The organism is Streptomyces sp. NPDC088157 (assembly GCF_044741545.1).
Classification (GTDB): Bacteria; Actinomycetota; Actinomycetes; order Streptomycetales; family Streptomycetaceae; genus Streptomyces.
Window position 1 is genome coordinate 641,646 of sequence record NZ_JBIUSU010000002.1, and the last position, 24,380, is coordinate 666,025.

At 71.5% G+C, this 24,380-nt stretch carries 24 protein-coding genes; 13 read left to right on the forward strand and 11 right to left on the reverse strand.

Annotated features, from left to right (window positions below; translation table 11 throughout):
- Positions 1-127: 127 nt before the first annotated feature.
- On the reverse strand, positions 128-1,105 hold the full coding sequence (locus ACIPFH_RS09150; protein WP_401824536.1) for an alpha/beta fold hydrolase: 978 nt from the start codon (positions 1,103-1,105) through the stop codon (positions 128-130).
- A 251-nt stretch (positions 1,106-1,356) separates the two neighbouring features.
- Here ACIPFH_RS09150 and ACIPFH_RS09155 point away from each other — a divergent pair, with 251 nt between their 5' ends.
- The 4 genes from ACIPFH_RS09155 to ACIPFH_RS09170 all read left to right on the forward strand — a co-directional run bounded on the left by ACIPFH_RS09155 (position 1,357) and on the right by ACIPFH_RS09170 (position 3,356).
- The gene (locus tag ACIPFH_RS09155; protein WP_401824538.1) at positions 1,357-1,575 is read left to right on the forward strand and encodes a hypothetical protein; all 219 of its coding nucleotides are present in this window, start codon (positions 1,357-1,359) and stop codon (positions 1,573-1,575) included.
- A gap of 179 nt (positions 1,576-1,754) precedes the next feature.
- Entirely contained in the window at positions 1,755-2,396 is a 642-nt protein-coding gene (locus ACIPFH_RS09160; protein ID WP_356262352.1) for a TetR/AcrR family transcriptional regulator, read from the forward strand.
- 146 nt (positions 2,397-2,542) lie between these two features.
- Positions 2,543-2,770 (forward strand): DUF3107 domain-containing protein, encoded by a 228-nt coding sequence (locus ACIPFH_RS09165; RefSeq protein WP_020130831.1) that lies wholly within the window; start codon positions 2,543-2,545, stop codon positions 2,768-2,770.
- A gap of 316 nt (positions 2,771-3,086) precedes the next feature.
- Positions 3,087-3,356, forward strand: coding sequence for a hypothetical protein (locus ACIPFH_RS09170; RefSeq protein ID WP_356248839.1), 270 nt, complete (start codon positions 3,087-3,089; stop codon positions 3,354-3,356).
- A gap of 229 nt (positions 3,357-3,585) precedes the next feature.
- Here the strand turns inward: ACIPFH_RS09170 and ACIPFH_RS09175 are convergent, their stop codons facing one another.
- A complete protein-coding gene (locus ACIPFH_RS09175; protein WP_401825117.1) occupies positions 3,586-4,323 on the reverse strand; it encodes a ferritin-like fold-containing protein in 738 nt (245 codons plus the stop codon).
- Between the two features lie 496 nt (positions 4,324-4,819).
- On the opposite strand from ACIPFH_RS09175, the gene ACIPFH_RS09180 reads away from it, so the two are divergent.
- Both ACIPFH_RS09180 and ACIPFH_RS09185 read left to right on the forward strand, forming a co-directional pair.
- Complete coding sequence (locus ACIPFH_RS09180; RefSeq protein WP_401824541.1) at positions 4,820-7,648, forward strand: DEAD/DEAH box helicase; 2,829 nt, start codon at positions 4,820-4,822, stop codon at positions 7,646-7,648.
- Between the two features lie 123 nt (positions 7,649-7,771).
- Positions 7,772-8,665 (forward strand): alpha/beta fold hydrolase, encoded by an 894-nt coding sequence (locus ACIPFH_RS09185; RefSeq protein WP_401824542.1) that lies wholly within the window; start codon positions 7,772-7,774, stop codon positions 8,663-8,665.
- Here the strand turns inward: ACIPFH_RS09185 and ACIPFH_RS09190 are convergent.
- Entirely contained in the window at positions 8,662-9,567 is a 906-nt protein-coding gene (locus ACIPFH_RS09190) for an NYN domain-containing protein (protein ID WP_356248855.1), read from the reverse strand. The genes ACIPFH_RS09185 and ACIPFH_RS09190 overlap by 4 nt on opposite strands.
- A 186-nt stretch (positions 9,568-9,753) precedes the next feature.
- On the opposite strand from ACIPFH_RS09190, the gene ACIPFH_RS09195 reads away from it, so the two are divergent.
- Complete coding sequence (locus ACIPFH_RS09195) at positions 9,754-9,906, forward strand: hypothetical protein (RefSeq protein WP_007384531.1); 153 nt, start codon at positions 9,754-9,756, stop codon at positions 9,904-9,906.
- A 72-nt stretch (positions 9,907-9,978) separates the two neighbouring features.
- Here ACIPFH_RS09195 and ACIPFH_RS09200 read toward each other — a convergent pair whose 3' ends face one another.
- The 3 genes from ACIPFH_RS09200 to ACIPFH_RS09210 form a co-directional block, all read right to left on the reverse strand.
- Positions 9,979-10,584, reverse strand: coding sequence for a MarC family protein (locus ACIPFH_RS09200; RefSeq protein WP_401824544.1), 606 nt, complete (start codon positions 10,582-10,584; stop codon positions 9,979-9,981).
- Between the two features lie 54 nt (positions 10,585-10,638).
- A complete protein-coding gene (locus ACIPFH_RS09205; RefSeq protein WP_401824545.1) occupies positions 10,639-11,496 on the reverse strand; it encodes a PHP domain-containing protein in 858 nt (285 codons plus the stop codon).
- A gap of 303 nt (positions 11,497-11,799) precedes the next feature.
- Positions 11,800-12,441 (reverse strand): DUF6758 family protein, encoded by a 642-nt coding sequence (locus tag ACIPFH_RS09210; RefSeq protein ID WP_401824547.1) that lies wholly within the window; start codon positions 12,439-12,441, stop codon positions 11,800-11,802.
- Between the two features lie 157 nt (positions 12,442-12,598).
- Here ACIPFH_RS09210 and ACIPFH_RS09215 point away from each other — a divergent pair, with 157 nt between their 5' ends.
- On the forward strand, positions 12,599-13,822 hold the full coding sequence (locus ACIPFH_RS09215) for an MFS transporter (protein WP_401824549.1): 1,224 nt from the start codon (positions 12,599-12,601) through the stop codon (positions 13,820-13,822).
- 136 nt (positions 13,823-13,958) lie between these two features.
- Here ACIPFH_RS09215 and ACIPFH_RS09220 read toward each other — a convergent pair whose 3' ends face one another.
- Positions 13,959-14,543 carry a suppressor of fused domain protein gene (locus ACIPFH_RS09220; RefSeq protein WP_356248827.1) on the reverse strand — a complete coding sequence of 195 codons (585 nt, stop codon included), beginning with the start codon at positions 14,541-14,543 and terminating at the stop codon, positions 13,959-13,961.
- A gap of 489 nt (positions 14,544-15,032) precedes the next feature.
- Between ACIPFH_RS09220 and ACIPFH_RS09225 the strand changes: the two genes are divergently transcribed.
- Together ACIPFH_RS09225 and ACIPFH_RS09230 are read left to right on the forward strand one after the other, a co-directional pair.
- On the forward strand, positions 15,033-16,163 hold the full coding sequence (locus tag ACIPFH_RS09225; protein WP_356248825.1) for a magnesium and cobalt transport protein CorA: 1,131 nt from the start codon (positions 15,033-15,035) through the stop codon (positions 16,161-16,163).
- 32 nt (positions 16,164-16,195) lie between these two features.
- On the forward strand, positions 16,196-16,714 hold the full coding sequence (locus ACIPFH_RS09230) for a hypothetical protein (protein WP_401824551.1): 519 nt from the start codon (positions 16,196-16,198) through the stop codon (positions 16,712-16,714).
- 28 nt (positions 16,715-16,742) lie between these two features.
- On the opposite strand, the gene ACIPFH_RS09235 is transcribed toward ACIPFH_RS09230, so the two are convergent.
- Entirely contained in the window at positions 16,743-17,495 is a 753-nt protein-coding gene (locus ACIPFH_RS09235; RefSeq protein ID WP_401824553.1) for a hypothetical protein, read from the reverse strand.
- A 202-nt stretch (positions 17,496-17,697) separates the two neighbouring features.
- On the opposite strand from ACIPFH_RS09235, the gene ACIPFH_RS09240 reads away from it, so the two are divergent.
- Genes ACIPFH_RS09240 through ACIPFH_RS09250 form a run of 3 tightly spaced genes read left to right on the forward strand, consistent with a single transcriptional unit; the run spans position 17,698 to position 20,756 of the window.
- On the forward strand, positions 17,698-18,993 hold the full coding sequence (locus tag ACIPFH_RS09240) for a magnesium transporter MgtE N-terminal domain-containing protein (RefSeq protein WP_401824554.1): 1,296 nt from the start codon (positions 17,698-17,700) through the stop codon (positions 18,991-18,993).
- Positions 18,983-19,579 carry a DUF1003 domain-containing protein gene (locus ACIPFH_RS09245; protein ID WP_356248817.1) on the forward strand — a complete coding sequence of 199 codons (597 nt, stop codon included), beginning with the start codon at positions 18,983-18,985 and terminating at the stop codon, positions 19,577-19,579. The genes ACIPFH_RS09240 and ACIPFH_RS09245 overlap by 11 nt, the downstream gene beginning before the upstream one ends.
- 43 nt (positions 19,580-19,622) lie before the next feature.
- Positions 19,623-20,756, forward strand: a complete 1,134-nt coding sequence (locus ACIPFH_RS09250; RefSeq protein ID WP_356248815.1) for an Mrp/NBP35 family ATP-binding protein — start codon at positions 19,623-19,625, stop codon at positions 20,754-20,756.
- Positions 20,757-20,969: 213 nt separating this feature from the next.
- On the opposite strand, the gene ACIPFH_RS09255 is transcribed toward ACIPFH_RS09250, so the two are convergent.
- The 3 genes from ACIPFH_RS09255 to ACIPFH_RS09265 form a co-directional block, all read right to left on the reverse strand.
- Positions 20,970-21,629 (reverse strand): hypothetical protein, encoded by a 660-nt coding sequence (locus tag ACIPFH_RS09255; RefSeq protein WP_401824557.1) that lies wholly within the window; start codon positions 21,627-21,629, stop codon positions 20,970-20,972.
- A 169-nt stretch (positions 21,630-21,798) separates the two neighbouring features.
- Positions 21,799-22,257 (reverse strand): sec-independent translocase, encoded by a 459-nt coding sequence (locus ACIPFH_RS09260; RefSeq protein WP_401824559.1) that lies wholly within the window; start codon positions 22,255-22,257, stop codon positions 21,799-21,801.
- A gap of 279 nt (positions 22,258-22,536) precedes the next feature.
- A complete protein-coding gene (locus ACIPFH_RS09265) occupies positions 22,537-24,339 on the reverse strand; it encodes a trypsin-like peptidase domain-containing protein (protein ID WP_401825119.1) in 1,803 nt (600 codons plus the stop codon).
- Positions 24,340-24,380 lie beyond the last annotated feature (41 nt).

The following is a 24,380-nucleotide window of genomic DNA, read 5'->3' on the forward strand; positions in this document are numbered from 1 at the left end:
CCGAGCGGCGCGCGGGTCATCCTGGCCAGGCGGCTCCGGGTCAGCTCCTCGCGACGCACCCTTGGCGGCGCCTTTGGCGGCGCTCTTGGGCGCGGGCCCCCGCCTGCTGTGGCGTCCCACGTCGGCCTCAGCCCCCCGCGATCTCGGTCGCGGGTGCGGTGTCCTCGAGAAGTTCCCGGAAGGCCGTCGCCACCGTGTCGGGATACTCCATCATCGCCACGTGTCCGGCGTCGGGCAGCGTGAGCAGGCGGGAGTCGCGGAAGGCGCGGGCGGCCCGCTGCGCCATGCGGAAACCGACGAGCTGGTCGCGACCGCCGTAGACGAGGAGGGTCGGGGCGAGGACGCGCTCGGCCTGGCGCCAGAGCCCGTGCTGACCGCCCAGCGTGTACGCGCTGAGCAGCCCGCGCGTGGAGCGGGTCAGCGCGTCCCAGAAGTACGGCAGCTGAAGGCGCCGCTCCAGTTCGTCCACCGCGTGGCGGAACGCGTCCGGGCTGACCCTCCCCGGATCGCCGTAACAGAGCGCCGTGACCCCGCGGACGCGCTGCTCGGCCGTCCACTCCCGGGTGAACCGGGTGAACAGCGCGGCGACACCGGGCAGCCCGACCAGGCCCGTGGGCACCGCGGTCCGCTGCACCCGCAGCTCGGGCAGCGCGGGTGACACCAGCGTCAGCGTCCGTACGAGGTCGGGCCGGACCGCGGCGACGCGCGTGGACACGGCGCCGCCCAGGGAGTTGCCGAAGAGGTGCACGGGCCCGCGGTCGACGGCGTCGAGGTAGCGGATGACGGCACGCGCGTGTGCCGTGATGGAGTAGTTGCCGTCGTCCGGTGGCGGGGAGTCGCCGAAGCCGGGCAGATCCACGGCCTCGCTCGCCACCACTCCGTCCAGCAGGGCCATCAGCGCGGACCAGTTCTGCGAGGAACCGCCCAGGCCGTGCACGTACAGCGCGGGCGGGAGCCCCTCGCGCGCGGGGGGCCTGGAGCGGATGGTGAGCGTGACGCCCGGCAGCCCGACCGACCGGAGCCGCTCGCCCTCGGCGACCCGGACGGCGATCGCCTTCGGCAGCACGCTGGTGGGCGGCACGGAGGGCAGCTCGGTCGAAGACATGCGGCAATGTTACGAGACGATCACGCACGACTTTGTGTGTTCGCCATCACACGCGCGAGTTGCGCGCGCACGGGACGGGTACCGCGTCGACGCCGCATCGGCACCGCCCCGACGCCATAACGACGCGAATCGGGGGCACTCCCCCCAGCGATCGCATAGCGTCCGAAACGGGTGTCTCCTAGGCTCGTACCGAGGGCACCCGCTTGTGGCCCCTGCAACTCGCAGGGACGTTCGTAGGAAGGGAGCCCACCATGGCCGTTGACCCCACCGACCCGGAGACGTTCGAAGAGGACGACGACTTCGGGGAGATCGACGTCGAGGCGCCGGAGAACGACGCCGCCGAGCAGTACACGGACGTCATCCCGAAGCGCGACGACCCCCTGGAGGACGTGGATCCCGCCCGTGGCAACGAGGCCGATCTCGTCGAACAGGCCCGCGTCGTCTCGCTCGACGAGGACGACTATCGCTGACCGGCCCGAGCTGGAGCGGGGCGGAGTATGCCCGTAACATCCCGATCCAAAACTGTTTCTACCGCTTTTGTCGTCGTCCAGTCCGTGAAATTCTGCGTTCGCACCGCGCACACCACGGTTACCGAAAAGTACGATGGCGGCGCGGCGCTCACCGCAAGAGGACCACTTTGGGAGGCGGCGTGACAGCCATCGAGCAGACAGAGGCGGCGCGCCCGCGAGGCACGCGCCTGCCGCGCCGTGCCCGACGGAACCAGCTGCTGGGCGCCGCCCAGGAAGTCTTCGTGGCGCAGGGCTACCACTCGGCCGCCATGGACGACATCGCGGAGCGGGCCGGTGTCAGCAAGCCGGTGCTCTACCAGCACTTTCCCGGCAAGCTCGACCTGTACCTGGCCCTCCTGGACCAGCACTGCGAGGCGCTCATCCAGGCCGTGCGCGGCGCGCTCGCCTCGACGACCGACAACAAGCAGCGCGTCCGCGCCACGATGGACGCGTACTTCGCGTACGTCGAGGACGACGGCGGCGCCTTCCGTCTGGTGTTCGAGTCGGACCTGACGAACGAACCCGCCGTGCGCGAGCGCGTCGACAAGGTCACCAACGAGTGCGCCGAGGCGATCTGCGAGGTCATCGCGGAGGACACCGGTCTCTCGCGCGCGGAGTCCATGCTGCTCGCCTCGGGTCTGGGCGGCCTCGCCCAGGTCGTGGCGCGGTCCTGGCTCCACAGCGACCGCAGCGTTCCGCGCGACCAGGCGGTGCAGTTGCTGGCCTCGCTGGCCTGGCGTGGCATCGCCGGTTTCCCCCTGCACGGCATCGATCAGCACTGACCGCGAGGGCCCTCGGCCGTTTGTTCCCGCCCGCTGTTCGCTCCTGGCGTGGACGGCCGCGCCGTGTACGTCCCCTCACCGGGCTAATGTGTGCAGCGTACGGCGCGGACGCCCGCGCACCTCGTGACCGTCGGAGGGACATAGCCGTGGAGGTCAAGATCGGCGTGCTGCACGCGCCTCGCGAGATCGTTCTGGAGAGCGGTCAGACTCCCGAGGAGGTCGAGCGCGTGGTGGCCGAGGCCCTGGCCGGGAAGTCGCAGCTGCTCAGCCTCGTGGACCAGCACGGCCGCAAGGTCCTGGTTCCGGCCGACCGTCTGGCCTACGTCGAGCTGGGCGAGCCCGCCCCGCGCAAGGTGGGCTTCGGCGCACTGTAGGCGAAGCAAAGCGAGAGGGGCCCGGCGACCATCTGGTCGCCGGGCCCCTCTCGCGTCCACGCCGCCGGCCCTCGGCCGGTGCCCGTGGGCGTCGCTCTCTGGCCCGCTGCCCGCGCCGTCGCTCTCTGGGCCGCTGTCCGTGCTGCCTGGTTCCGGCCGCCGTTCGTGCCGCCGAAATCCGGGCCGGTTTTCGCTGTCGGCGTTTTCTTCACAGGTGGAGCACAAGCCGACCACAGAGGAGGATTGCATTCCGCAGGTCACGGGTATGACCGGCTACGACCTTGGTGCGCAGCCCCACCGTCCGGGAGGGAACCACATGATCTTGGAAGCGCTCGGCTCCGCTGTGCTCGGTCTCGTGCTCGCGTGGGCGGCGGTCCACCGCTTCTCCCACCGCCTGCCGGTCCGCACCCTCGTCTTCGCGACGGGCGTCGCCGGAGCCCTGTTCGGTGACTTCGTCACCCACAGCGCGCTGGGTCCCGGCACCGTCCTGGCGAGTCTGCTCGGCGCGGCGATCGTCTCCGCCGCCTCGGTCTCCCTGCTGCTGCGCCCGGCCGGCCGGCTCAGGCGACGATCGGTCCCGGCGTAGGTCCGGCCGCCGCCTCCCCCGAGGGGCTGGGGCCTCTCGGGCGGATCACGCCGGAGACACGGGGCACTCCCCGGCCACCTGCGGCGTTGCCGTCGGTTGCCGGCTCCCCCACGGCGGAGCCCCATCGCGTCGACGCTCTCCTGCGCCTTGCAGTCGACCGCACCGCGCCCCGCTCACGTGTGCCGGTGAGGCACCGCTGCTTTCCTCCGGCCTGATCCGCCGGACAGGCCTAGGCCGCGAGCCCCAGTGCCGCCATCCGCTTGGTGTGCGCCTCGGTGATACGCGAGAACATCCGGCCGACCTCGGCGAGGTCGAAGCCGTCCGCGACGCCGCCCACGAGCATCGTCGAGAGCGCGTCGCGGTCCGCGACCACCCGCTGGGACTGTGACAGGGCCTCGCCCATCAACCGCCGCGCCCACAGCGCGAGCCGCCCGCCCACCCTCGGCTCCGCGTCGATCGCGGCGCGCACCCGGTCGACGGCGAAGCCGGCGTGGCCGGTGTCGTCGAGCACGGCCAGCACCAGGGCCCGGCTGTCGGTGTCCAGGCGCACCGCGACCTCGCGGTAGAAGTCGCTCGCGATCGAGTCGCCGACGTACGCCTTGACAAGACCCTCCAGCCAGTCCGAAGGGGCCGTCTGCTTATGGAAGCCGTCAAGCGCGGCGACGAACGGTTCCATCGCCATCGTGGGCTCCTCACCGATCTCCGTGAGCCGGTCGCGCAGCCGCTCGAAGTGGTGGAACTCCGCCGACGCCATCTTCGCCAGCTCCGCCTTGTCCTCCAGCGTGGGCGCCAGCTTGGCGTCCTCCGCGAGCCGCTCGAACGCCGCCAGCTCGCCGTACGCCAACGCACCCAGCAGATCCACGACCGCCGCCCGGTACTGCGGGTCGGCGGAGGCGGTTGCCCAGTCCTGGGCGGCGATGCCGGTGGCGGTGTTCTCGGGCTTGTCAGAGGTCGTCATGAAGCGCACAATAGCTCGCCCGTCGCGCGGTGTAAGGCCCTGGTCAATCAGTGTGACGCCGAGGACGTAGGGGACCACCTCCGGCACTGTGACAACCACAACGTGACCGAATCGGCCATCACGTGTGCACGATTCCGGGGTATGGTGGTAATGCGCCTGCCGAATATTCGACGGGCCGCACGTATGAGGATGCCCGGTCGGTGGCCCGATCGGCTCCGACCCGACAGCCCTCCTCGCCCGTACGGCACTGTGCGTACGGAACCCGGAGGGAACCCCTCAGCGGTACGAGCGCTAGAGCGTCGGCAGAGGTCCCGTGTCTTGACGGCTGGCCCGTGAGGCAGCCGACGTCCCCCGGCACGGTCCTGACACGACCCCCGCGCTCGCCTCGCACCGCGCACACAGAAGAGGCAGCACCCTGACTACGTTCCGAGAGCTCGGCATCCTTTCCGAGACCGCCGAGGCCCTTGAGGCCGTCGGCATCATCAGTCCCTTCCCCATCCAGGAGATGACGCTGCCCGTGGCCCTCACGGGCACGGACGTCATCGGCCAGGCCAAGACCGGCACCGGCAAGACGCTCGGCTTCGGCCTCCCGCTCCTCGAGCGCGTGACGGTCCCCGCCGACGTCGAGGCCGGCCGCGCCCGGCCCGAGGACCTCACCGACGCCCCGCAGGCGCTCATCGTCGTCCCCACGCGTGAGCTCTGCACGCAGGTCACCAACGACCTGCTGACCGCGGGCAAGGTACGCAACGTGCGCGTGCTCGCCATCTACGGCGGCCGCGCCTACGAGCCCCAGGTCGAGGCCCTGAAGAAGGGCGTCGACGTCGTCGTCGGCACCCCGGGCCGCCTGTTGGACCTCGCGGGCCAGAAGAAGCTCGACCTCAAGCACATCAGGTCGCTCGTGCTGGACGAGGCCGACGAGATGCTCGACCTCGGCTTCCTGCCCGACGTCGAGAAGATCATCAACATGCTTCCGGCGAAGCGTCAGACCATGCTGTTCTCGGCGACCATGCCGGGCGCGGTCATCGGCCTCGCGCGCCGCTACATGTCGCAGCCCACGCACATCAACGCGACCTCGCCGGACGACGCGGGCCGGACCGTCGCGAACACCAAGCAGCACGTGTACCGCGCGCACAACATGGACAAGCCCGAGATGGTCGCCCGCATCCTGCAGGCCGACGGCCGCGGCCTGGTCATGGTGTTCTGCCGTACCAAGCGCACGGCGGCCGACCTGGCCGACCAGCTGCAGCAGCGCGGCTTCGCCTCCGGCGCGGTCCACGGCGACCTCGGCCAGGGCGCCCGCGAGCAGGCGCTGCGCGCCTTCCGCAACGGGAAGGTCGACGTCCTCGTCTGCACCGACGTCGCCGCCCGCGGCATCGACGTCGAAGGCGTCACGCACGTCATCAACTACCAGTCCCCCGAGGACGAGAAGACGTACCTGCACCGCATCGGCCGTACCGGCCGCGCGGGCGCCAAGGGCATCGCGATCACGCTCGTCGACTGGGACGACATCCCGCGCTGGCAGCTCATCAACAAGGCGCTGGAGCTCGACTTCAGCAACCCGCCGGAGACCTACTCCACCTCTCCGCACTTCTTCGAGGAACTCGCCATTCCCGTGGGCACCAAGGGTGTCCTGCCGCGCTCGGAGCGCACCCGCGCCGGGCTCGACGCCGAAGAGCTCGAGGACCTGGGCGAGCCGGGTGGTCGCGGTGGGCGCGGTCGCAATGATCGCGGTGATCGCGGCGACCGGGGCGGCCGTGACCGGGGCGGTCGCGGTGACCGTGGTGGCCGGGGCGAGTCCCGTTCCGGCGAGCAGCCCGACGAGCGTGAGCCGGCGGCCCGTACGCCGCGTCGCCGTCGCCGTACGCGCAACGGCACCCCGATGGACGCGACCTCGGCGCCCGCCGGGATCACGGCCCCGGAGCAGGCGCCCGTGGCCGAGCCGACGTCCGTGACGGAGGAGGCCGCCGGCCCGCGTACTCCGCGCCGTCGCCGCCGGACCCGTAACGTGCCCGCGCAGGAGGCCACCGTCGCGACGGCCGTGCCGGTCGCCGCCGTGACGGTCGAGCCCGTCGCCGAGACCGCGGAAGCGGCCGTGGCGACCGCGGAGGGCATCGCCCTGGACACCCCGGAGACCGCTCCGGAGGCCCTGGCGAAGCCGCGCCGCCGCCGCACCCGCAAGGCTGCGGAGACCGTGCCCGTGCAGACCGTCCGGACCGAGGCGACCGCACCGGCCACGGTGACGGAGGCGCCGGCCGCCGAGGCCGCCGTCGACACGGCGGAGGCGACCGAGACGAAGCCGCGCCGCCGCACCCGCAAGGCGACGGCTCCGGCCGAAGCCCTGGTCGAGACCGCCGAAACCGTCGAGTCCCCGGAGGCCACCGCGGCCGCCGAGACGGTGGTCAGGCCGCGCCGCGCCCGCAAGACGGCAGCCACCGCTCCGGCCGAGGCGGCCCCTGCCGAGGCCGCTGTCGACACGGCCGAGGCGACCGAGGCCAAGCCGCGCCGCCGCACCACCCGCAAGACCGCCCAGCCCGAGACGACGGCCACCACGGCCGACATCCCGGCCCAGGCCACCCAGGAAGCGGAAGCCACCAAGCCGCGCCGCACCCGCAAGACCGCCGCCACCGCCCCGGCCGCCACCGAGGCCGAGACCGCGGTCGACACGGCCGAAGCGGCCGAGGCCAAGCCGAGGGTGCGCCGCACCCGCAAGGCGACGGCCCCGGCCGAAGCCGCCACGGACACGGTCGAGGCCGCCGAGGCCAAGCCCCGCCGCACGCGCAAGACGGCTGCTACGGCCACGGCGACCGTCGAGGCTCCGGCGACCGTCGAGCCCGAGGCCAAGCCGCGTCGCACCCGTAAGGCGGCGGCTCCGGCCGAGGTCGCGGTCGACACGGCCGAGGCCACGGAGGCCAAGCCGCGCCGCACCCGCAAGACCGCGACCACGGCTTCGGAGCCGATCGCGGAGGCTGCCGCGGCCGCCGCGGCCGCGGTCAAGCCGCGTCGCGCCCGCAAGACGGCAGCCACCGCTCCGGCCGAGGCGGCCCCTGCCGAGGCCGCTGTCGACACGGCCGAGGCGACCGAGGCCAAGCCGCGCCGCCGCACCACCCGCAAGACCGCCCAGCCCGAGACGACGGCCACCACGGCCGACATCCCGGCCCAGGCCACCCAGGAAGCGGAAGCCACCAAGCCGCGCCGCACCCGCAAGACCGCCGCCACCGCCCCGGCCGCCACCGAGGCCGAGACCGCGGTCGACACGGCCGAAGCGGCCGAGGCCAAGCCGAGGGTGCGCCGCACCCGCAAGGCGACGGCCGCCGCGGAGCCCGCGGACGGCTGATCGAACCGCATGGCATGACGTCCGACGGCCCGGTCCCTCCTCGACGAGGGGCCGGGCCGTCGGCGTTCCCCGGAAAGGGTCCCGCCAACGGCGCGTGGAGTGCCCTGCCGGTAGCCTCGGGACGTGACCAGGTCGAGCTCCACCAGCCCCTTTCCGCCGCCCCCCGGCGCGCGTTCGTATCACCTGCGGACCGAGCGCGGTGACTTCGCCGTGGTGGACGCGCCCGTGCCCAGCGGGGTCGAGCAGCGAGGTGTCGCGCTGCTGCTGCCCGGTTTCACCGGGAGCAAGGAGGACTTCCATCGGCTGCACGAGCCGCTCGCGGCCCGCGGCTACCGGACCGTCGCCGTGGACGGTCGGGGACAGAACGAGTCCGACGGACCGGCCGAGGACGAATCCGCCTATGCGCGTGAGGAGTTGGCCCGGGACGTGCTGGCGCAGGCGGCGGCCCTCGGCACTCCCCTGCACCTCGTCGGGCACTCCCTGGGCGGTCAGATCGCCCGTGCCGGCGTCATTCTCGACCATTCCCCCTTCGTCTCGTTCACGCTCGTCGCCTCCGGTCCGGCGGAGATCTCGGACTCCCAGAAGCAGCGCGTGAAACTGCTGCACGACGCACTCGCGGTGATGACGATGCCGCAGGTGTGGGAGGCGATTCTGGCGATGGGGCCGCCGGAGGAGGTCGGCGGTCCGGCCAGCGGCTTCGGCGAGCCGGAGCTACTGCGGCTGCGCTGGCTGAACCACAAGCCCGCTCAACTCCTGGTGACCGGGAGCCAGTTGTGTGTCGAGCCGGACCGGGTCGACGAACTCGCCGCCGTTCCGCTCCCGTTCCATGTTCTGTCGGGTGCGCTGGACGACACCTGGCCGGTGCCCCTCCTCGACGACATGGCCGTGCGGCTGGGCGCGCACCGGACGATCGTGCCGGGCGCCGAGCACTCGCCGAACCAGGACCAGCCGCTGCCGACGGCCCACGCGCTCGCCGACTTCTGGGACCGTCACCCCGGACGTCAGGACCTGTCCTAGTACTGCGTCTGCACGTGCTCCCAGAAGCCGTCCCGTAGCGCGCGCCTCAGGTCCGCCTGGCCGCGCAGGGAGTACTGGAGAATGCCCTCCGCCTCCACGAGAAGGTCCTGGTCGACGGAGCCGGGGAGGTAGGGGTGGCCCGGCAGCAGCTCGGCCAGCGCGTCCCTGCCCCGCGCCGCCAGCCATTTCGCCGCGACCTGCGCACCGACGAAACGGACGGCCTCGCGGGTGGGCCGGTTCGCGCCGGACGGATCGTAGGCCGCGGCGGTGCGCCGTGAGACGTACGGCTTGAAGAAGTCGAGGTCGAGGGTGCGCTGGCTGTCGACCTCCCAGAGCAGCGGCTCGGCCTGGTTGCGGCCTTCCGGCGCCTCGATGCCCCACAGGTGCACGCGGGCGCCGTACCCCTGCGCGGCCTCCACCGCCGAGACCAGGTCCTCGTCACCGCCCAGCAGGGCCGCGTCGCTGATGGCCCGGTGCCGGGCCAGCGATTCGAGGTCGGTCCGGATCAGCGAATCGACGCCCTTCTGCTGGTTGTTGGCGTTCAGATTGCCCAACCGCACCTTCACGTCCGGCAGTTCGGCGATGGACTGCTGCTCGGAGGTGTGGATACGGCGCCGGGCGCCGTCGTACCAGTAGACGCGCAGCAGCCGGCTGTCGGCGAAGATCGAGCGGGCGCGGTCGATCAGCGCCTCGATCAGGCCCTCGGCGTCGAGGTCGAAGGCCCGGCGGTCCTCGGTCCCGGCCACCAGGCGCCCCGCGGCCGCGTACAGATACCCCGCGTCGACGAAGATGGCGTGGGTCGAGGGTGTCTTGGCCACCTCGGCGAGCATGCGGGTCAGCAGCTCGTTCGTGCGGTCGATGCGGGCGGCGAGGGCCGGGAGGTCGTCGTTCATCGCCTCCATTGTCCCGGTGGTCACGCTGCGAACACAACCGGTCCCGTTCAGTCCTCGCGAACACCCTTACCCGTTAGTAGTTAGTCGTTCGAAAAATTTCTTTAGCGTAGGGAATGTTTGTAACACGCATCCCGTTGACTCCCTACGTAACCAAGTAGTTCTCCTCAGGAGGATGACCAGACGAAGGGAGAAGCCATGCGCTTCGAAATCATGCGACTCGACGACGTCGACGGCACGCCCGTCGACAGCACCGTCGTGGACGCCGCCTCCGTCAACCGGATCGTTCAGCAGGCCGCCGCCATCGGGCAGCGGCTGTGGATCCGTCCGGCCGACACCTCGGCCTCGTAACGCGGGTCCCTTACAGGTTTCAGAGCCCCCTACGGCGATGCCGTAGGGGGCTCTGCGCGTGCCGGGACCCGGTCAGCCGGCGCGGATCACCTGTGTGACGCCGTTGATGATCTGCTGTACGGCGATGGCCGAGAGCATCATGCCCGCGAGCCGTGTCACCAGGACCACGCCGCCGTCCTTGATGACCCGGATGATCAGCAGCGAGTAGCGCATCACCAGCCACAGCACGACGTGGATGGCGAGGATGGCCGCCCAGAGCGACACCTGGGTCGTCACGCTGTCCGCCTTCTGCACGGCGAGGATGACGGACACGATCGCACCCGGTCCGGCCAGCAGCGGCATGCCCAGCGGGACAAGGGCGACGTTGACGTCCTTGGTCTGCTTCGGCTCGTCGGTCTTGCCGGTGAGCAGGTCGAGCGCGATCAGCAGGAGCAGCAGCCCGCCCGCGATCATCAGGGCGGGTACGGAGACATGCAGGTAGTCGAGGATCTGGTGCCCGAGGAGCCCGAAGACGGTGATCACACCACCTGCCACGCAGACCGCCTGGAAGGCCATCCGCCGCTGCACCTTGGCGGGGCGTCCGGCGGTCAGCGCGAGGAAGATCGGGGTGATCCCGGGGGGATCCATGATGACGAAAAGGGTGAGGAACAGGGAGCCGAAGACGGCGACATCGAACATCAGTACGGAAGCCTTGCGGGAAAGGGGGTGGACCGGTGGGCGCGGAGGTGAGCCTCAGGCTCCGCCGGTCCCCGGCACCGGGAACGCCCCGGTGGCACGCCGGGTGATCTCCCCGTACACCTCGGGGTCGGTCGTGTACTCGCCGAGCACACAGGTCTTGCGGCTGCCGTGGTAGTCCGACGAGCCGGTGACCAGCAGCCCCAGATCGGCGGCCAGCCCGCGCAGCCGCGCGCGCGTGTCCGCGTCGTGGTCCATGTGGTCGACCTCGATGCCGTCGAGGCCGGCGGCGGCCAGCTCGGCGATCGCGGACTCCGGCACCGTACGACCGCGCTTGTTCGCGCCCGGGTGCGCGAAGACGGTGACCCCGCCCGCACCCTTGACCAGCCGGATCGCCTCGAAGGGGTCGGTCTCGTGCTTCTCGACGTGGGCCCGGCCGCCGTCGGCCAGCCAATCCCCGGTGAAGGCGTCGTTCACGGTCGGCACGACGCCGAGCTCGACCAGGGCGGTGGCGACATGCGGCCGCCCGACGGACCCCTCCCCCGCGATCCGCGCGACCTGCTCCCAGCTGACGGGCACGCCCAGCTCGTTGAGCCTGGCGACCATGGCCCGCGCCCGTGGCACCCGGTCGTCCCGCACCAGTTCGCGCTCGGCGAGCAGGGCGGGCTCCTCGGGGTCGAACAGATAGGCCAGCATGTGCATGCTGACACCGTCGATACGGCAGGACAGCTCGGCACCGGTCACGAGCGTGAGCCCCGACGGCAGCGCGGCGATGGCCTCGGCGTGGCCGCGGGTGGTGTCGTGATCGGTCAGCGCGACGACGTCCAGACCGGCGGCACCGGCGTTGCGGACCAACTCGGCCGGGGTGTCCGTACCGTCGGAGGCCGTGGAGTGGCAGTGCAGATCGATGCGCACGACGCGGGCTCCAGGCGGTGACGGGCGGAAGGGGACGCTCCAGCATAGCCGGTAATCACACCACCCATGTCACACCCAAAAGCACCGAGCGCCCCCTACACACAACACCGAAACCCCCGGCCACGACACACGTACGGCACCGACCACCCCTGGGGGACGGGGAACTGCGCGACCAGCCACGACGGCACGGCAGACACGTTCGCGACCAGCCGCGACGGCGCGGCAGACGACCAGGACCGGAAGCACAACGCACCCCGGCCACCCGGAAGCGCAACGCACCCCCAGCCGCCCGGCGACGGAGCGCTAAGGCTTGAGCAGGCGCGGCGACAGCGCCCCGCACGGCACCAGTTCCACCTCGGCCCCCGCGTCCCGCAGGTCCGTGAGCACCAGTTCGTCGTACATCAGCAGTCCGGACTGCTCGGGCCACACCACCGCCCACAGCCACAGCCCCCGCGCCTCGCCCGCGAAGACGGCCCGGTCGTCCGGGGTGGCGGAGACATGCCACAGCGGGGTAGGGCGGCCGGCGGCCAGGACCTTGGCCTGCGGGGGTTTCTCGACGCTCATGTACGGACCCGGATCCGGCCCGTCGACACCGGCGTACCACGCACCGAGTCCGACGCCCAGCTCCTCGGCGACCAGGATCAGCTCGCCCATGCCGCCGAGCGGACCGGGCCCGGAGCAGGCCACCGCGGTGGCGCGACCTCCGCTGCGGTCGTCGCCTGCGTACGTCACGCCCGTGAAGAGCCAGCCGACCGGCAGCGGCCACGGCATCCACACCGGTACCTGCGTGCGGTGCACGACGACGCTGAGGGCCTCGACGCTGGGCGGGATCACGGGCTGAAGCGGATACACCGTCCCGTGCGCGTCGCACTGCCAGGAATCGGCGAAGAGTCCGGGAGCCCTGACCCGGCCACCACACTTCGGGCAACTGGGTTCGCCCCTCATAGAGCCCCACGGTCCTACCCGAGCCCGCCCACGTCAAGGACGATCACCCGTCCGGACGGAAGAGACCACCCGGAACTTTTACGTGTAGCTTGCATTTATTAGGCACTCTAACTTACTGTGTATATACCAACCATCTTCCTGAGGGGTGAACGGAACCATGGACCCATTCGATGCGGGAGCCGGAAGCATCCTGCGGCAGCCGAAGGCGGTGTGGGCGACGGCAGGCGCGTCCGTCGTGGCCTTCATGGGCATCGGTCTCGTCGACCCGATCCTGCCGTCCATCGCCCAGGGGCTGGACGCCACCGCCGGCCAGGTCTCCCTGCTCTTCACCTCGTACTTCCTGATCACCGCGTTCGCGATGCTCGTCACCGGCTTCGTCTCCAGCCGCATCGGCGGCCGCCGGACGCTGCTGCTCGGCCTCGCCGTCGTCGTCGTCTTCGCGGGCCTCTCGGGCACCTCGGGCTCGGTCGGCGAACTCGTCGGCTTCCGGGCGGGCTGGGGCCTCGGCAACGCGCTGTTCGTGTCGACCGCCCTCGCGGTGATCGTCGGCGCGGCGGCCGGCGGCAGCGCGGCCGCGATCCTGCTCTACGAGTCCGCCCTCGGCCTCGGCATGGCCTGTGGGCCCCTGCTGGGCGCGGTGCTCGGCGACGCCAGCTGGCGCTACCCCTTCTACGGCACCGCGTTCCTGATGGCGGTCGGCTTCCTGTGCATCACGGTGTTCCTGAAGGAGCAGCCGAAGCCGGCCCGGAAGATCTCGCTCCTGGACCCGATCAAGGCACTCGGTCACGGCGGTCTCGCCTCCGCCGCGGCCTCGGCGTTCTTCTACAACTACACGTTCTTCACCGTGCTGGCCTTCACCCCGTTCGTGCTGAACATGACCCCGTACAAGTCGGGAGCGGTGTTCTTCGCCTGGGGTGTGCTGCTCGCGGTCTTCTCCGTCCTCGTGGCGCCGCGGCTGCAGGAGCGGTTCGGCTCGCTGAAGGTGCTCGGCGGCTCGCTGGTGCTGCTCGCCGTCGACGTGTTCGCCCTCGGGTACGGCGACCACACCACGGCGATCGTGTGCACGATCCTGTCGGGCGCGTTCATCGGCGTGAACAACACCGTCTACACCGAGTTGGCGCTCGGCGTCTCGGACGCTCCGCGCCCGGTGGCCAGCGCGGGCTACAACTTCGTGCGGTGGTTCGCGGCCGCGGCCGCGCCCTACTTCGCGCCGAAGATCGAGGAGTGGACCGACATCCATGTCCCGTTCGTCGTCGCCGCGGTCACGGCGGTCCTCGGCGCGGTCGTGGTCGTCGTCCGGCGGAAGGCGCTGACCCGCGAGGCCGAGGAGCTGGAGCCGCGGCACGCGGCACAGGACGGGGTGTCGGTCTTCGCCGGCTGAGCCGAGAAGGCGAACCGGGCCGGGAAGGCGAACCGGATCCAGGAGCCGGGCCCAGGAGGCCGACGGCGCCGAGCGAGCCGTCGGCGCGTCAACTGATGCTCTCCGGCCGCGTGTTGGTGATCTTCCTCACGAGGCGTCAGTCGAGCGGGACGGATTTACGGGACGGATCCCGGAGGTCCGTCCCGTTCGTCAGCCAGCGCTCCTGGAGGGCCTGGGCGCCGTGCACCCGCTTCCAGGCGGCCTCGTTGGGGGTCATGGGAAGCAGGGGCAGGAAGCGGACCGGGTCGAGGGGCTCGTCGAGGTCGAGGTCCTCGACCAGACCGCCCGGCTCGGCGACCAGCACCGAGGTGAACGGGGCGCCGGGCCACAGCGGTTCGCCCACGTCGAGGGAGCTGCCGGGGGCCACGACCACGCCCTCGACCTGCGGGGACGCGGCGAGCACGGCGAGCGGACGGAGCACCTTGTCGGTGTCGGCGGCACCCGGCCGGACCGACAGCACCAGCTCGGCTCGTGGACCCTTGACCGGGTCGGCGAGCACCGCCGTGGGATCGCTCATCGGCTGCGCGGACATGCCGAGCGTGGCGTAGCGGACGAGGTCCCCCTCGTGGAAACGCAGCACCTCGAGGCGGTCCGTACCGAGGAAGGTGACCGCCGCGCGGGCGTCCGGCTCGCCCAGCGCGCTGCGCAAACGGGCCTCGACCAGAGGAAGAACTTCTGCCATGCGGCGAGCATAGAACTCCTCCGCGCAGGGCAAAGCAGCACCTTGACACTTCAGTCGACTGCTACTCTTGCCCGGTGGTTCGGGGCAGCACGCAGAAGCGTCGCGATCTTGCCCCGACGCAGACGAGACTCCCTTACGAGGGACCGGCTGGAGGAGGTGGGGCTGTCATGGATCGAAGTCACCCGTGCAGTACCACTCGCTCTTCCGGCCGCTGACGCAGCTGCTACGGCTTCTTGGCCTCCGGCTGGTCGCCACCTCTCGCGCTCATCTTCATGCGGAAGAGCACTTCGTTTTGTTCTACCTGATCTGCCCGATCCGTTCGATCTGCCAGATCACTCCGGTCTGATTCAGCAGCGAAGCTCGCCACCGCGACGGAGCGGTGCTCCCCGCTTTGCGGACGTGCCAAACATCCCCAGTCAGGACGTCCCCATTCCGGGCAGTTCCACCCGTCGTGGCGGTCTTTCTTTGCTCGTCGCGAAGGAGCCTGCCATGTCGATGATCCGCGACCTCCGTGCCGTCGTCCGCCCGGCCCGCCCCTCCCTGCGCAAGGGGGGCGGGCGTACGGACACCGGCGCCTACGACACCACCCGCGACCCCGCCACGCCGTCGGCCGTCGTCGACTGCGCGGTCTACCGCGACGGGGCGCGTGTCGTGTACACACAGCCGCCGACCCCGCAGGAGGCCATGCGCCAGGTGCGGCGCGACGGAGGCTTCGTGTGGATCGGTCTGCACGAGCCGACCGAGGCCGAATTCGCCGGTATCGCCAGCGAGTTCGGGCTGCACCCGCTGGCCGTGGAGGACGCCGTGCAGGCGCACCAGCGGCCCAAGCTGGAGCGCTACGACGACTCCCTCTTCACCGTCTTCAAGACCATCCACTACATCGAGCACGACCGGCTCACGGCCAACAGCGAGGTCGTCGAGACCGGTGAGGTCATGTGCTTCACCGGCAAGGACTTCTTCATCACCGTCCGGCACGGCGGCCAGGGCTCGCTGCGCGCACTGCGCCACCGCCTCCAGGACGACCCCGAGCTGCTCGCCAAGGGCCCCTCGGCGGTGCTGCACGCCATCGCCGACCACGTCGTGGACGGCTACATCGCGGTCGCGGACGCCGTGCAGGACGACATCGACGAGGTCGAGACGGAGGTGTTCTCACCGGGCCGCAAGGGCACCCCGCGCGGCACGGACGCCGGCCGGATCTACCAACTCAAGCGTGAGGTACTGGAGTTCAAGCGCGCGGTGTCACCGCTGCTGCGGCCGATGCAGCTGCTGAGCGAGCGGCCGATGCGGCTGGTCGACCCCGACATCCAGAAGTACTTCCGGGATGTCGCCGACCACCTCGCCCGGGTCCAGGAGCAGGTCATCGGCTTCGACGAGCTGCTCAACTCGATCCTCCAGGCCAACCTCGCGCAGGCGTCCGTCGCGCAGAACGAGGACATGCGGAAGATCACGTCCTGGGCCGCCATCATCGCCGTGCCGACGATGGTGTGCGGGGTGTACGGCATGAACTTCGACTACATGCCGGAACTGCACTGGAAGTTCGGCTATCCGGTGGTCATGTCGGCGATGGTGGCGCTCTGTGTCGGCATCCACCGCACGCTGAAGCGCAACGGCTGGCTGTGAGGACCCCGCTGCCGCCTCGCTAGGGTGAGCCCATGACAAGAGAGCTGCCGCTCGACCGGGCCCTCGTCGAGGAGGCCACCAAGAAGTCCGGCCTCGTCTGGGTCCGGGGCGACGGCGAACCGGCCGCGCGTGCCCTGTGGCACGTGTGGCACGAGGGCGCGGTCTGTCTGGTCGGCGACGGGCCCGGGGAGCAGCCGCTGGCCGGGCTGGCCGACGGCGGCTCGGCCGAGGTCACCGTCCGCAGCAAGGACAACGGGGGCAGGCTGGTCTCCTGGACGGCGCGGATCGTAGCGCTCGCGCCCGGCTCCGAGGCGTGGGAGGCGGCCGTCGCCGAGCTCAAGGGCAAGCGGCTGAACGCGCCCGACGGTGAGGCGATGACCGAGCGCTGGGCCCGTGAGTGCCGGGTGCTCCGCCTGGAGCCGACGGGGGCCACGCTGCCCCTGCCCGACGGGGATCTGGCGGCACGTCCGGTGCCCTCGCCCGCCACCACCCGGAACCCGGCGCCGGCGGGGCTGCCCAAGCTGCTGCTGAGGAAGCGCGGACGCGCCTAGCCGCTGCCACGAGCGTCCGGCCGGCCGGTCAGGACGTCGGGAGCTGCTTGCCGTAGTCCACCGTCTCGTCCGTCGCCGGCTCCTTCAGGGCGAAGTCCTTGCCCCAGGAGGAGAAGCTCAGCGTTCCGGCCCCTCCGGCGCGCTCCAGGCGCAACGGGTAGGGCTTGCCCTCCAGCGACACGTCCAGCTTGCCGCCGGAGCCGCCGTCGCCGGTGATGCGGATCGTACGGACGCCGGACTGCTCGTGGTGGCCGTCGGTGGCCAGCGAACCGTGCAGCGTCAGCAGACCGTCGAGGAGGAGGTCCTTGTCCGTGAAGCCGCTGAACTTCTTGTACGAGGGGTCGCCCGTCGGCACCTTCACGTACTTGCCGTCGAGCTTGTCGGCGGCCGCCGTGTCCGAACCGTCGGCGCCGGACTCGCCGTCCTCCTTGTTCCAGAACGCCGCGTCGGCCTTCAGGAACAGCTGCTCACCGACCCGCAGCAGGTGGAAGGTGGCCCCTTCGGCGGTGACCGACCCGGTGCCGCCGTCCGCCTTCAGTCGCATGTCGAGCCTGTACGTGCGCCCGCTGGTGACCACGCTGCCGGACAGCCGCACCGTGTCCACGGCACCGGCGGCCGACTTCGTCTTCGCCTGGATCTGCGCGGGGGGCAGCTTGCCCACCCCGTTCGTGCCCGCGTCCGGATCCTCACCACACCCCGTCAGTCCCATGCCCACGACCAGTGCGCACAGCGCGCTCACCAGCGAGGCCCGGCGGGTTCGGAGCGGGGGAATCGCAGTCACAGAGAAGGCCGCCTTTCTGCGGGGGTGTGCTGAGCGGCGTACGGCAGCGTACCGGGGCCGCGGACGGCGGGCGGAGCCAGTCCGTCCGGACCGCCCACCAGGGCGGATCCGATCGGGACGGGCTAGCCTGAAGCCCGCACGAGCGGGCAATTGGGAAAAGAACATCACCGGCAACACCACTGACGGAGAGGGAGGTGCGGTCATGGCAGCGGGCGTTCCGCGGATCTTCGTGTCGCACCTCTCCGGCGTTCCCGTCTTCGACCCGAACGGCGAGCAGGTGGGGCGCGTGCGCGACTTGGTCGTCGTGCTGCGGGTCCGGCGGCGGCCGCCGAGGGTGCTCGGGCTGGTCGTCGAACTGTCCACCCGGCGCCGTATCTTCCTGCCCATGACCCGGGTGACCGGCATCGAGTCCGGCCAGGTCATCACCACCGGCGTGCTCAACGTCCGCCGCTTCGAGCAGCGGCCCACCGAGCGCCTCGTCTTCGGGGAACTGCTCGACCGGCGCGTGACGCTCGTCGAGACCGGCGAGGAGGTCAGCGTCCTCGACGTGTCGGTGCAGCAACTGCCGGCCCGCCGGGACTGGGAGATCGACCGGGTCTTCGTGCGCAAGGGGAAGAAGGCGACCGCCTTCCGGCGGGCGAAGGGCGAGACGCTGACCGTCGAGTGGTCGGCGGTCACCGGGTTCTCGCTGGAGGAGCACGGACAGGGCGCGGAGAGCCTCCTCGCCACCTTCGAGCAGCTGCGCCCCGCCGACCTCGCCAACGTCCTGCACCATCTGTCTCCGAAGCGCCGCGCCGAGGTCGCCGCCGCGCTCGACGACGACCGGCTCGCCGACGTCCTCGAAGAGCTCCCGGAGGACGACCAGATCGAGATCCTCGGCAAGCTGAAGGAGGAGCGCGCGGCGGACGTCCTGGAGGCCATGGACCCCGACGACGCGGCCGACCTGCTCTCCGAACTCCCGGAGGAGGACAAGGAGCGGCTGCTGAGCCTGATGCAGCCCGACGACGCGGCGGACATGCGGCGCCTGATGTCGTACGAGGAGCACACCGCGGGCGGGCTGATGACCACCGAGCCGATCATCCTGCGCCCCGACGCCACCGTCGCCGACGCCCTCGCGCGGGTGCGCAACCGCGATCTGTCCCCCGCCCTCGCCGCCCAGGTCTACGTCTGCCGTCCGCCCGACGAGACCCCGACCGGCAAGTACCTCGGCACGGTCCACTTCCAGCGCCTGCTGCGCGACCCCCCGTACACGCTGGTCAGCTCGATGCTCGACGACGATCTCCAGGCCCTGGCACCGGACGCGGCACTGCCGGTCGTCGCCGGGTTCTTCGCGACGTACGACATGGTCGCGGCGCCCGTCGTCGACGAGGCGGGCTCCCTGCTGGGCGCGGTGACCGTGGACGACGTCCTGGACCACATGCTGCCGGAGGACTGGCGGGAGACGGAGTTCCACCTCGACGAGGGCACGACCGAGGAGGTGGGCACGCATGACTCCTGAGCGCGAGACGGGGCGCGTCGAGCGCACCCCGGCCGGAGCCACGGCGACCAGCCGTCCCAGGGCCCGCCTCGACCAGCCGCGGCAGCCCCGGCACCGGATCCTGCCCGAGTGGGACCCGGAGGCCTTCGGGCGGCTGTCGGAGCGCATCGCGCGCTTCCTGGGCACCGGCCGGTTCATCGTCTGGATGACGGTCGTCATCATCGTCTGGGTCCTGTGGAACATCTTCGCCCCGCGCGACCTGCGCTTCGACAACTACCCCTTCATCTTCCTGACCCTGATGCTGTCGCTCCAGGCCTCCTACGCGGCCCCGCTGATCCTGCTCGCGCAGAACCGGCAGGACGACCGTGACCGGGTCAACCTGGAGCAGGACCGCAAGCAGAACGAGCGGTCCATCGCCGACACCGAGTATCTGACCCGGGAGATCGCGGCCCTGCGGATCGGTCTCGGCGAGGTCGCCACCCGGGACTGGATCCGTTCCGAACTGCAGGACATGGTCAAGGAGCTGGAAGAGCGACTGGACGGGCATCGCGAACATGCCGTATTCCCGGCAGAACGGTCGCGGGGACGTGACGTAGACGACCGGTGACCGGCTTACCTGCGCCCCCGCGGCTCGCCGTACCATCGTCCTTATGGCTAGCGAAGACGCGGTGCGCGAGGCACTGGCGACGGTGAACGACCCCGAGATCAACCGACCCATCACCGAGCTCGGGATGGTGAAGTCGGTCGAGATCGGTGGCGACGGGGCGGTCGCGGTCACCGTGTACCTGACGGTCTCCGGCTGCCCGATGCGCGAGACGATCACCCAGCGGGTGACCGACGCGGTCTCCGGGGTCGACGGCGTCACCCGGGTCGACGTCACTCTCGACGTCATGAGCGACGAGCAGCGCAAGGAGCTGGCGAACGCCCTGCGCGGCGGCCAGACCGAGCGCGAGGTCCCGTTCGCCAAGCCGGGCTCGCTCACCCGGGTGTACGCGGTGGCGTCCGGCAAGGGCGGCGTCGGCAAGTCGTCGGTGACGGTGAACCTGGCGGCGGCGATGGCGGCCGACGGCCTGAAGGTGGGCGTGGTCGACGCCGACATCTACGGCCACAGCGTGCCGCGCATGCTGGGCGCGGACGGTCGTCCGACCCAGGTCGAGAACATGATCATGCCGCCGTCCGCGCACGGCGTGAAGGTCATCTCCATCGGCATGTTCACCCCGGGCAACGCCCCGGTCGTCTGGCGCGGCCCGATGCTCCACCGCGCGCTCCAGCAGTTCCTGGCGGACGTGTACTGGGGCGACCTGGACGTGCTGCTGCTCGACCTCCCGCCGGGCACCGGCGACATCGCCATCTCCGTGGCCCAGCTGGTCCCGAACGCCGAGATCCTGGTCGTGACGACCCCTCAGCAGGCGGCCGCCGAGGTCGCCGAGCGGGCGGGGTCCATCGCCGTCCAGACCCACCAGAAGATCGTCGGCGTGGTGGAGAACATGTCCGGCCTGCCCTGTCCGCACTGCGGGGAGATGGTCGACGTGTTCGGCACGGGCGGCGGACAGTCGGTGGCCGAGGGACTGACCCGCACGACGGGCGCGACCGTCCCGGTGCTCGGCTCCATCCCGATCGACGTCCGGCTGCGCGAGGGCGGCGACGAGGGCAAGCCGGTCGTCCTGACCGACCCCGAGTCCCCGGCGGGTTCCGCGCTGCGGGCCATCGCGGGCAAGCTGGGCGGCAGGCAGCGCGGCCTGTCGGGGCTGTCGCTGGGGATCACCCCGCGCAACAAGTTCTAGCCCGGTCGCGGGTCCCGGATTTCCTTCTTTCCCCGGTACGACAGCGGGGGGGGGGGGCGGGCGCCGCGGGCCGCCCCCCGCGCGGGGGGGGCGGGGGGGGGGGGGGGGGGGGGGGGGCGCGCGGGGGCCCCCCCCCCCCCCCCCCCCCCCCCCCCGGGGGGCCCGCCCCCCCCCCCCCCCCCCCCCCCCGCTGTCGTACGGATCGGGTACGGCTCAGGCGTACGTCTCGATGTCCTTGATCACGCTGAACCCGAGGCCGTACGCACTCATGCCCCTCCCGTACGCCCCCACGTGCACCCCTTGCGAGGTCGAGCCGGCCAGTACCCAGCCGAACTCGGACTCGCGGTAGTGGAAGGGGGTCGGCACGCCGTCGACCGGCAGGGACAGCGTCGACCAGTCCGACCCCGCGAGGTCGTCGGCGAGGACCCACGCCGTCTCGGTCTGCTGGTCCAGCCAGTCGTCGCGCAGGCTGTGGTCCATCTGGCCCGGCCAGGTGAACGACAGCAGCCCCACTCCCGCGAGCCAGGCGGCCGAGGACACCGAGGTGGCCTCCAGCAGGCCCGTGCCGTCCGGGCTGCGCCGTACGGGGTTCCCGGCGACGGTCACGACGACCGCGAACTTCCCGCGGTCCTCACCGGCCGTCTCGTGCCGTACGGAGGGTTCGTCGCCGTGTCCGATGGAACCGTGCTCGACGGCCCCGTCGGCCGCCGTGCCCACCTGCATCAGCCAGCGCGGCCCCGTGAAGGCCTCGTCGAGGCCGTACCAGGGGAAGGGTGCCTCCACGTAGCCGTCGACCGTACGCCGCACGGAGGGGACCTGTTGTCCGCCCTCCGCGGCCGGCGTCTGCGCGACTGCCCGACTCGTCGTCTCCATGTGCCCGGACGCCTCCTCGTTCTCGACGGAACGACCGGCCCGCCCCCCTTCGGGCGTACTCGTCCGCTCCGCACAACAACCAGGCAGCATAGCCACCCCGCTCCGGGCTGCCGGGCAGCCGCCCGGCGCGGGCGGCGTGCGTCCCCTCACACCGGGGGGCGCGGGTGGCTCAGGTGGCGTCCGCGTCGAAGGGCGGGCGGTCGTCCTTGCCGGGCTCCTCGGGCTTCTTGGTCATGTCGATACGACCGTCCCCCGAAGACGCTGCCGAGCCCGACGAGGAGGAGCCCGAGGCGGAGGTGTCCGTGTCGCGGCTGTGCACCGCGTCGGTGACCTCGGCCATCTCCTTCTTCAGGTCGAAGCCGTTGCGGATCTCCTTCAGCCCCAGCTCGTCGTTGTCCAGCTGCTTGCGGATGAATGTCTTGGGGTTGAGGTCCTCGAACTCGAAGTCCTTGAACTCCGGCCCCAGTTCGCTGCGGATGTCCGCCTTGGCGCTCTCCGAGAACTCACGGATCTTCCGGACGGTGCGCATCACGTCCTGGATGACCTTCGGGAGCTTGTCAGGACCGAAGACGAGCACGGCCAGGACGACGATCGTCACCAGCTCGAGCGGTCCTATGTCATTGAACACCTGAAGCTCCTTGCGATGTCCGCGGCCCTCGGCCCTCGGCCCTCAGTGGTCAAGTTCGGGTCTTCCGTGGTCCGGGCCGGGTCCACGGTACCTGTCGCACCTGTCCGACCGGTACCGTCCGGAGGCGTCCGAGTAGGTGTATGCGGCCGGTTTTCCGCGTTGTTTGCCTTGTGGCACCGGGTTTCGGGGTCCGACCTGTGACGTTTCTGTCAATCGTCGGGAACGGGCGGGGAGGGGCGGAAGCGCGCCGTTCGCGACACGCGACGCGGCCTCGCCGCGTCAGCCGCCGCCGGACGAGCCGAGCACCAGGGTGAGGGTACGTTCCCGTCCGTCCCGCTCGATCGTCAGCGCCAGTCGGTCGCCGGGGCGGTGGGCGCGGGTCTTGACGATCAGCTCCTCGCCGGAGTGGACAGGCCGGCCGTCGACCTCCGTGATGACGTCCCCCGCCCGGATGCCGGCCCGGGCGGCGGGCCCGCCCGCGGTGACCGGGGCCCCGGCGGCGCCCTCCGCGGTACCGACCCGGGCGCCGTCACCCGCGTAGTCCATGTCGAGCATGACCCCGATGACCGGATGGGTCGCCCGGCCGGTGTTGATCAGCTCCTCGGCGACGCGCTTGCCCTGGTTGATCGGAATGGCGAAACCCAGGCCGATCGAACCGGCCCGGGCGCTGCCGGAGTCGGCGCCGTCGTCGGCGGAACGGATGGCGGAGTTGATGCCGATGACGCGTCCCTGCGTGTCGAGGAGGGGCCCGCCGGAGTTCCCCGGGTTGATCGGCGCGTCGGTCTGCAGGGCATCGACGTACGACACGTCGCTCCCGTCCCCGCTGTCGCCGCCGGCGGTGATCGGGCGTTCCTTGGCGCTGATGATGCCGGAGGTGACGGTGCCCTCGAGATCGAAGGGCGCGCCGATGGCGACGACCGGGTCCCCCACCCGCACGTTGTCGGAGTTGCCGAGGTGGAGGGGCTTCAGCCCCTTCACGCCGGTCACCCTCACCACGGCGAGGTCGTAGCCGCTGTCCCGGCCGACGACCTCGGCCTGGGCGGTCTGGCCCCCGTTGAAGACGACGGTTATCCCGCCGTCGCCTCCGGCGGGCTCCACGACGTGGTTGTTGGTGAGGATGTAGCCGAGCGAGTCGAGCACGAAGCCGGTGCCGGTGCCGGACTCCTCGCTGCCGCTGACATGCAGCGTGACGACACCGGGCAGCGCGCGCGAGGCGATCCCCGCCACGCTGTCCGCGGGCCGCCCGGTGGGCTCGGCGGAGGCCTGCGGCAGCTCTACGGGGTCGAGCCCGCCGTTGCGCTCCAGATAGGCGCCCACGGCTCCGCCGAGCCCGCCGGAGACGAGCGCGACGGCCAGGGCTCCCCCGACCAGCCTGTTGCGCACCTGCCGACGCCGCTGAGCCTGCGTGAGCGTTGCCGTGCCGGGGTGCTGGGTGAGCACGCCCGCACCGGGGTACTGGAGGGGGCCGCCGACGGGCGCCCCGGGGCCCGGGCCCCGGGGGGCCGTGTCTCCGGCGACAGAGGCGGCGGACCAGGGGTCGTAGCGGTGCCAGGGATCGACGGGGAGCGCCGGGGCGGGAGCGGCCGCGGACTCCTGCCCGACGGCAGAGGCAGGGGCAGAGGCGGAGAGAGCGGACGTGGCAGACGCTGCTGACGTACCGGGACCCGCGGACTCCACCGTCGGCGGCGCCGTGACGGGCCCGGGCCTGGTCGGCGCGGCGCCGTGTGCGGCCGGGACGGCCGGGGGCGTCGCCGCCGGGTGCTGGACGGGTGGCGCGGGCGCCCAGGGGCCCGGTTCGCCGTACGGCGGGGTGCTGTAGGGATCGGGGTCGTGCAGCGGCCTGGGCCGCTCGTCAGCCACCGAAGTCGGCCCTGCGGAAGCCGCCTCGCCGAAGGGGCCGGCCGCCTCGGCCCGACTGGCCGATGGATCCTCATGAGCCGCAGACGCCGAACCCGCCTCGTCCGCCTGATCCACCTGGTGCACCAGCGCCGCCGAGGGCACCAGAGGTGAGAGCGGTGCTGCTTCCCCGGCGGGTCGGCTCAGCTCGTAGTCGCCGTCGTCGCTGCCGGCGCTGCCGGAGATGTGGGCGTCGTCGTCGCCGTGGGCGGTCTCGGCACCCTCGT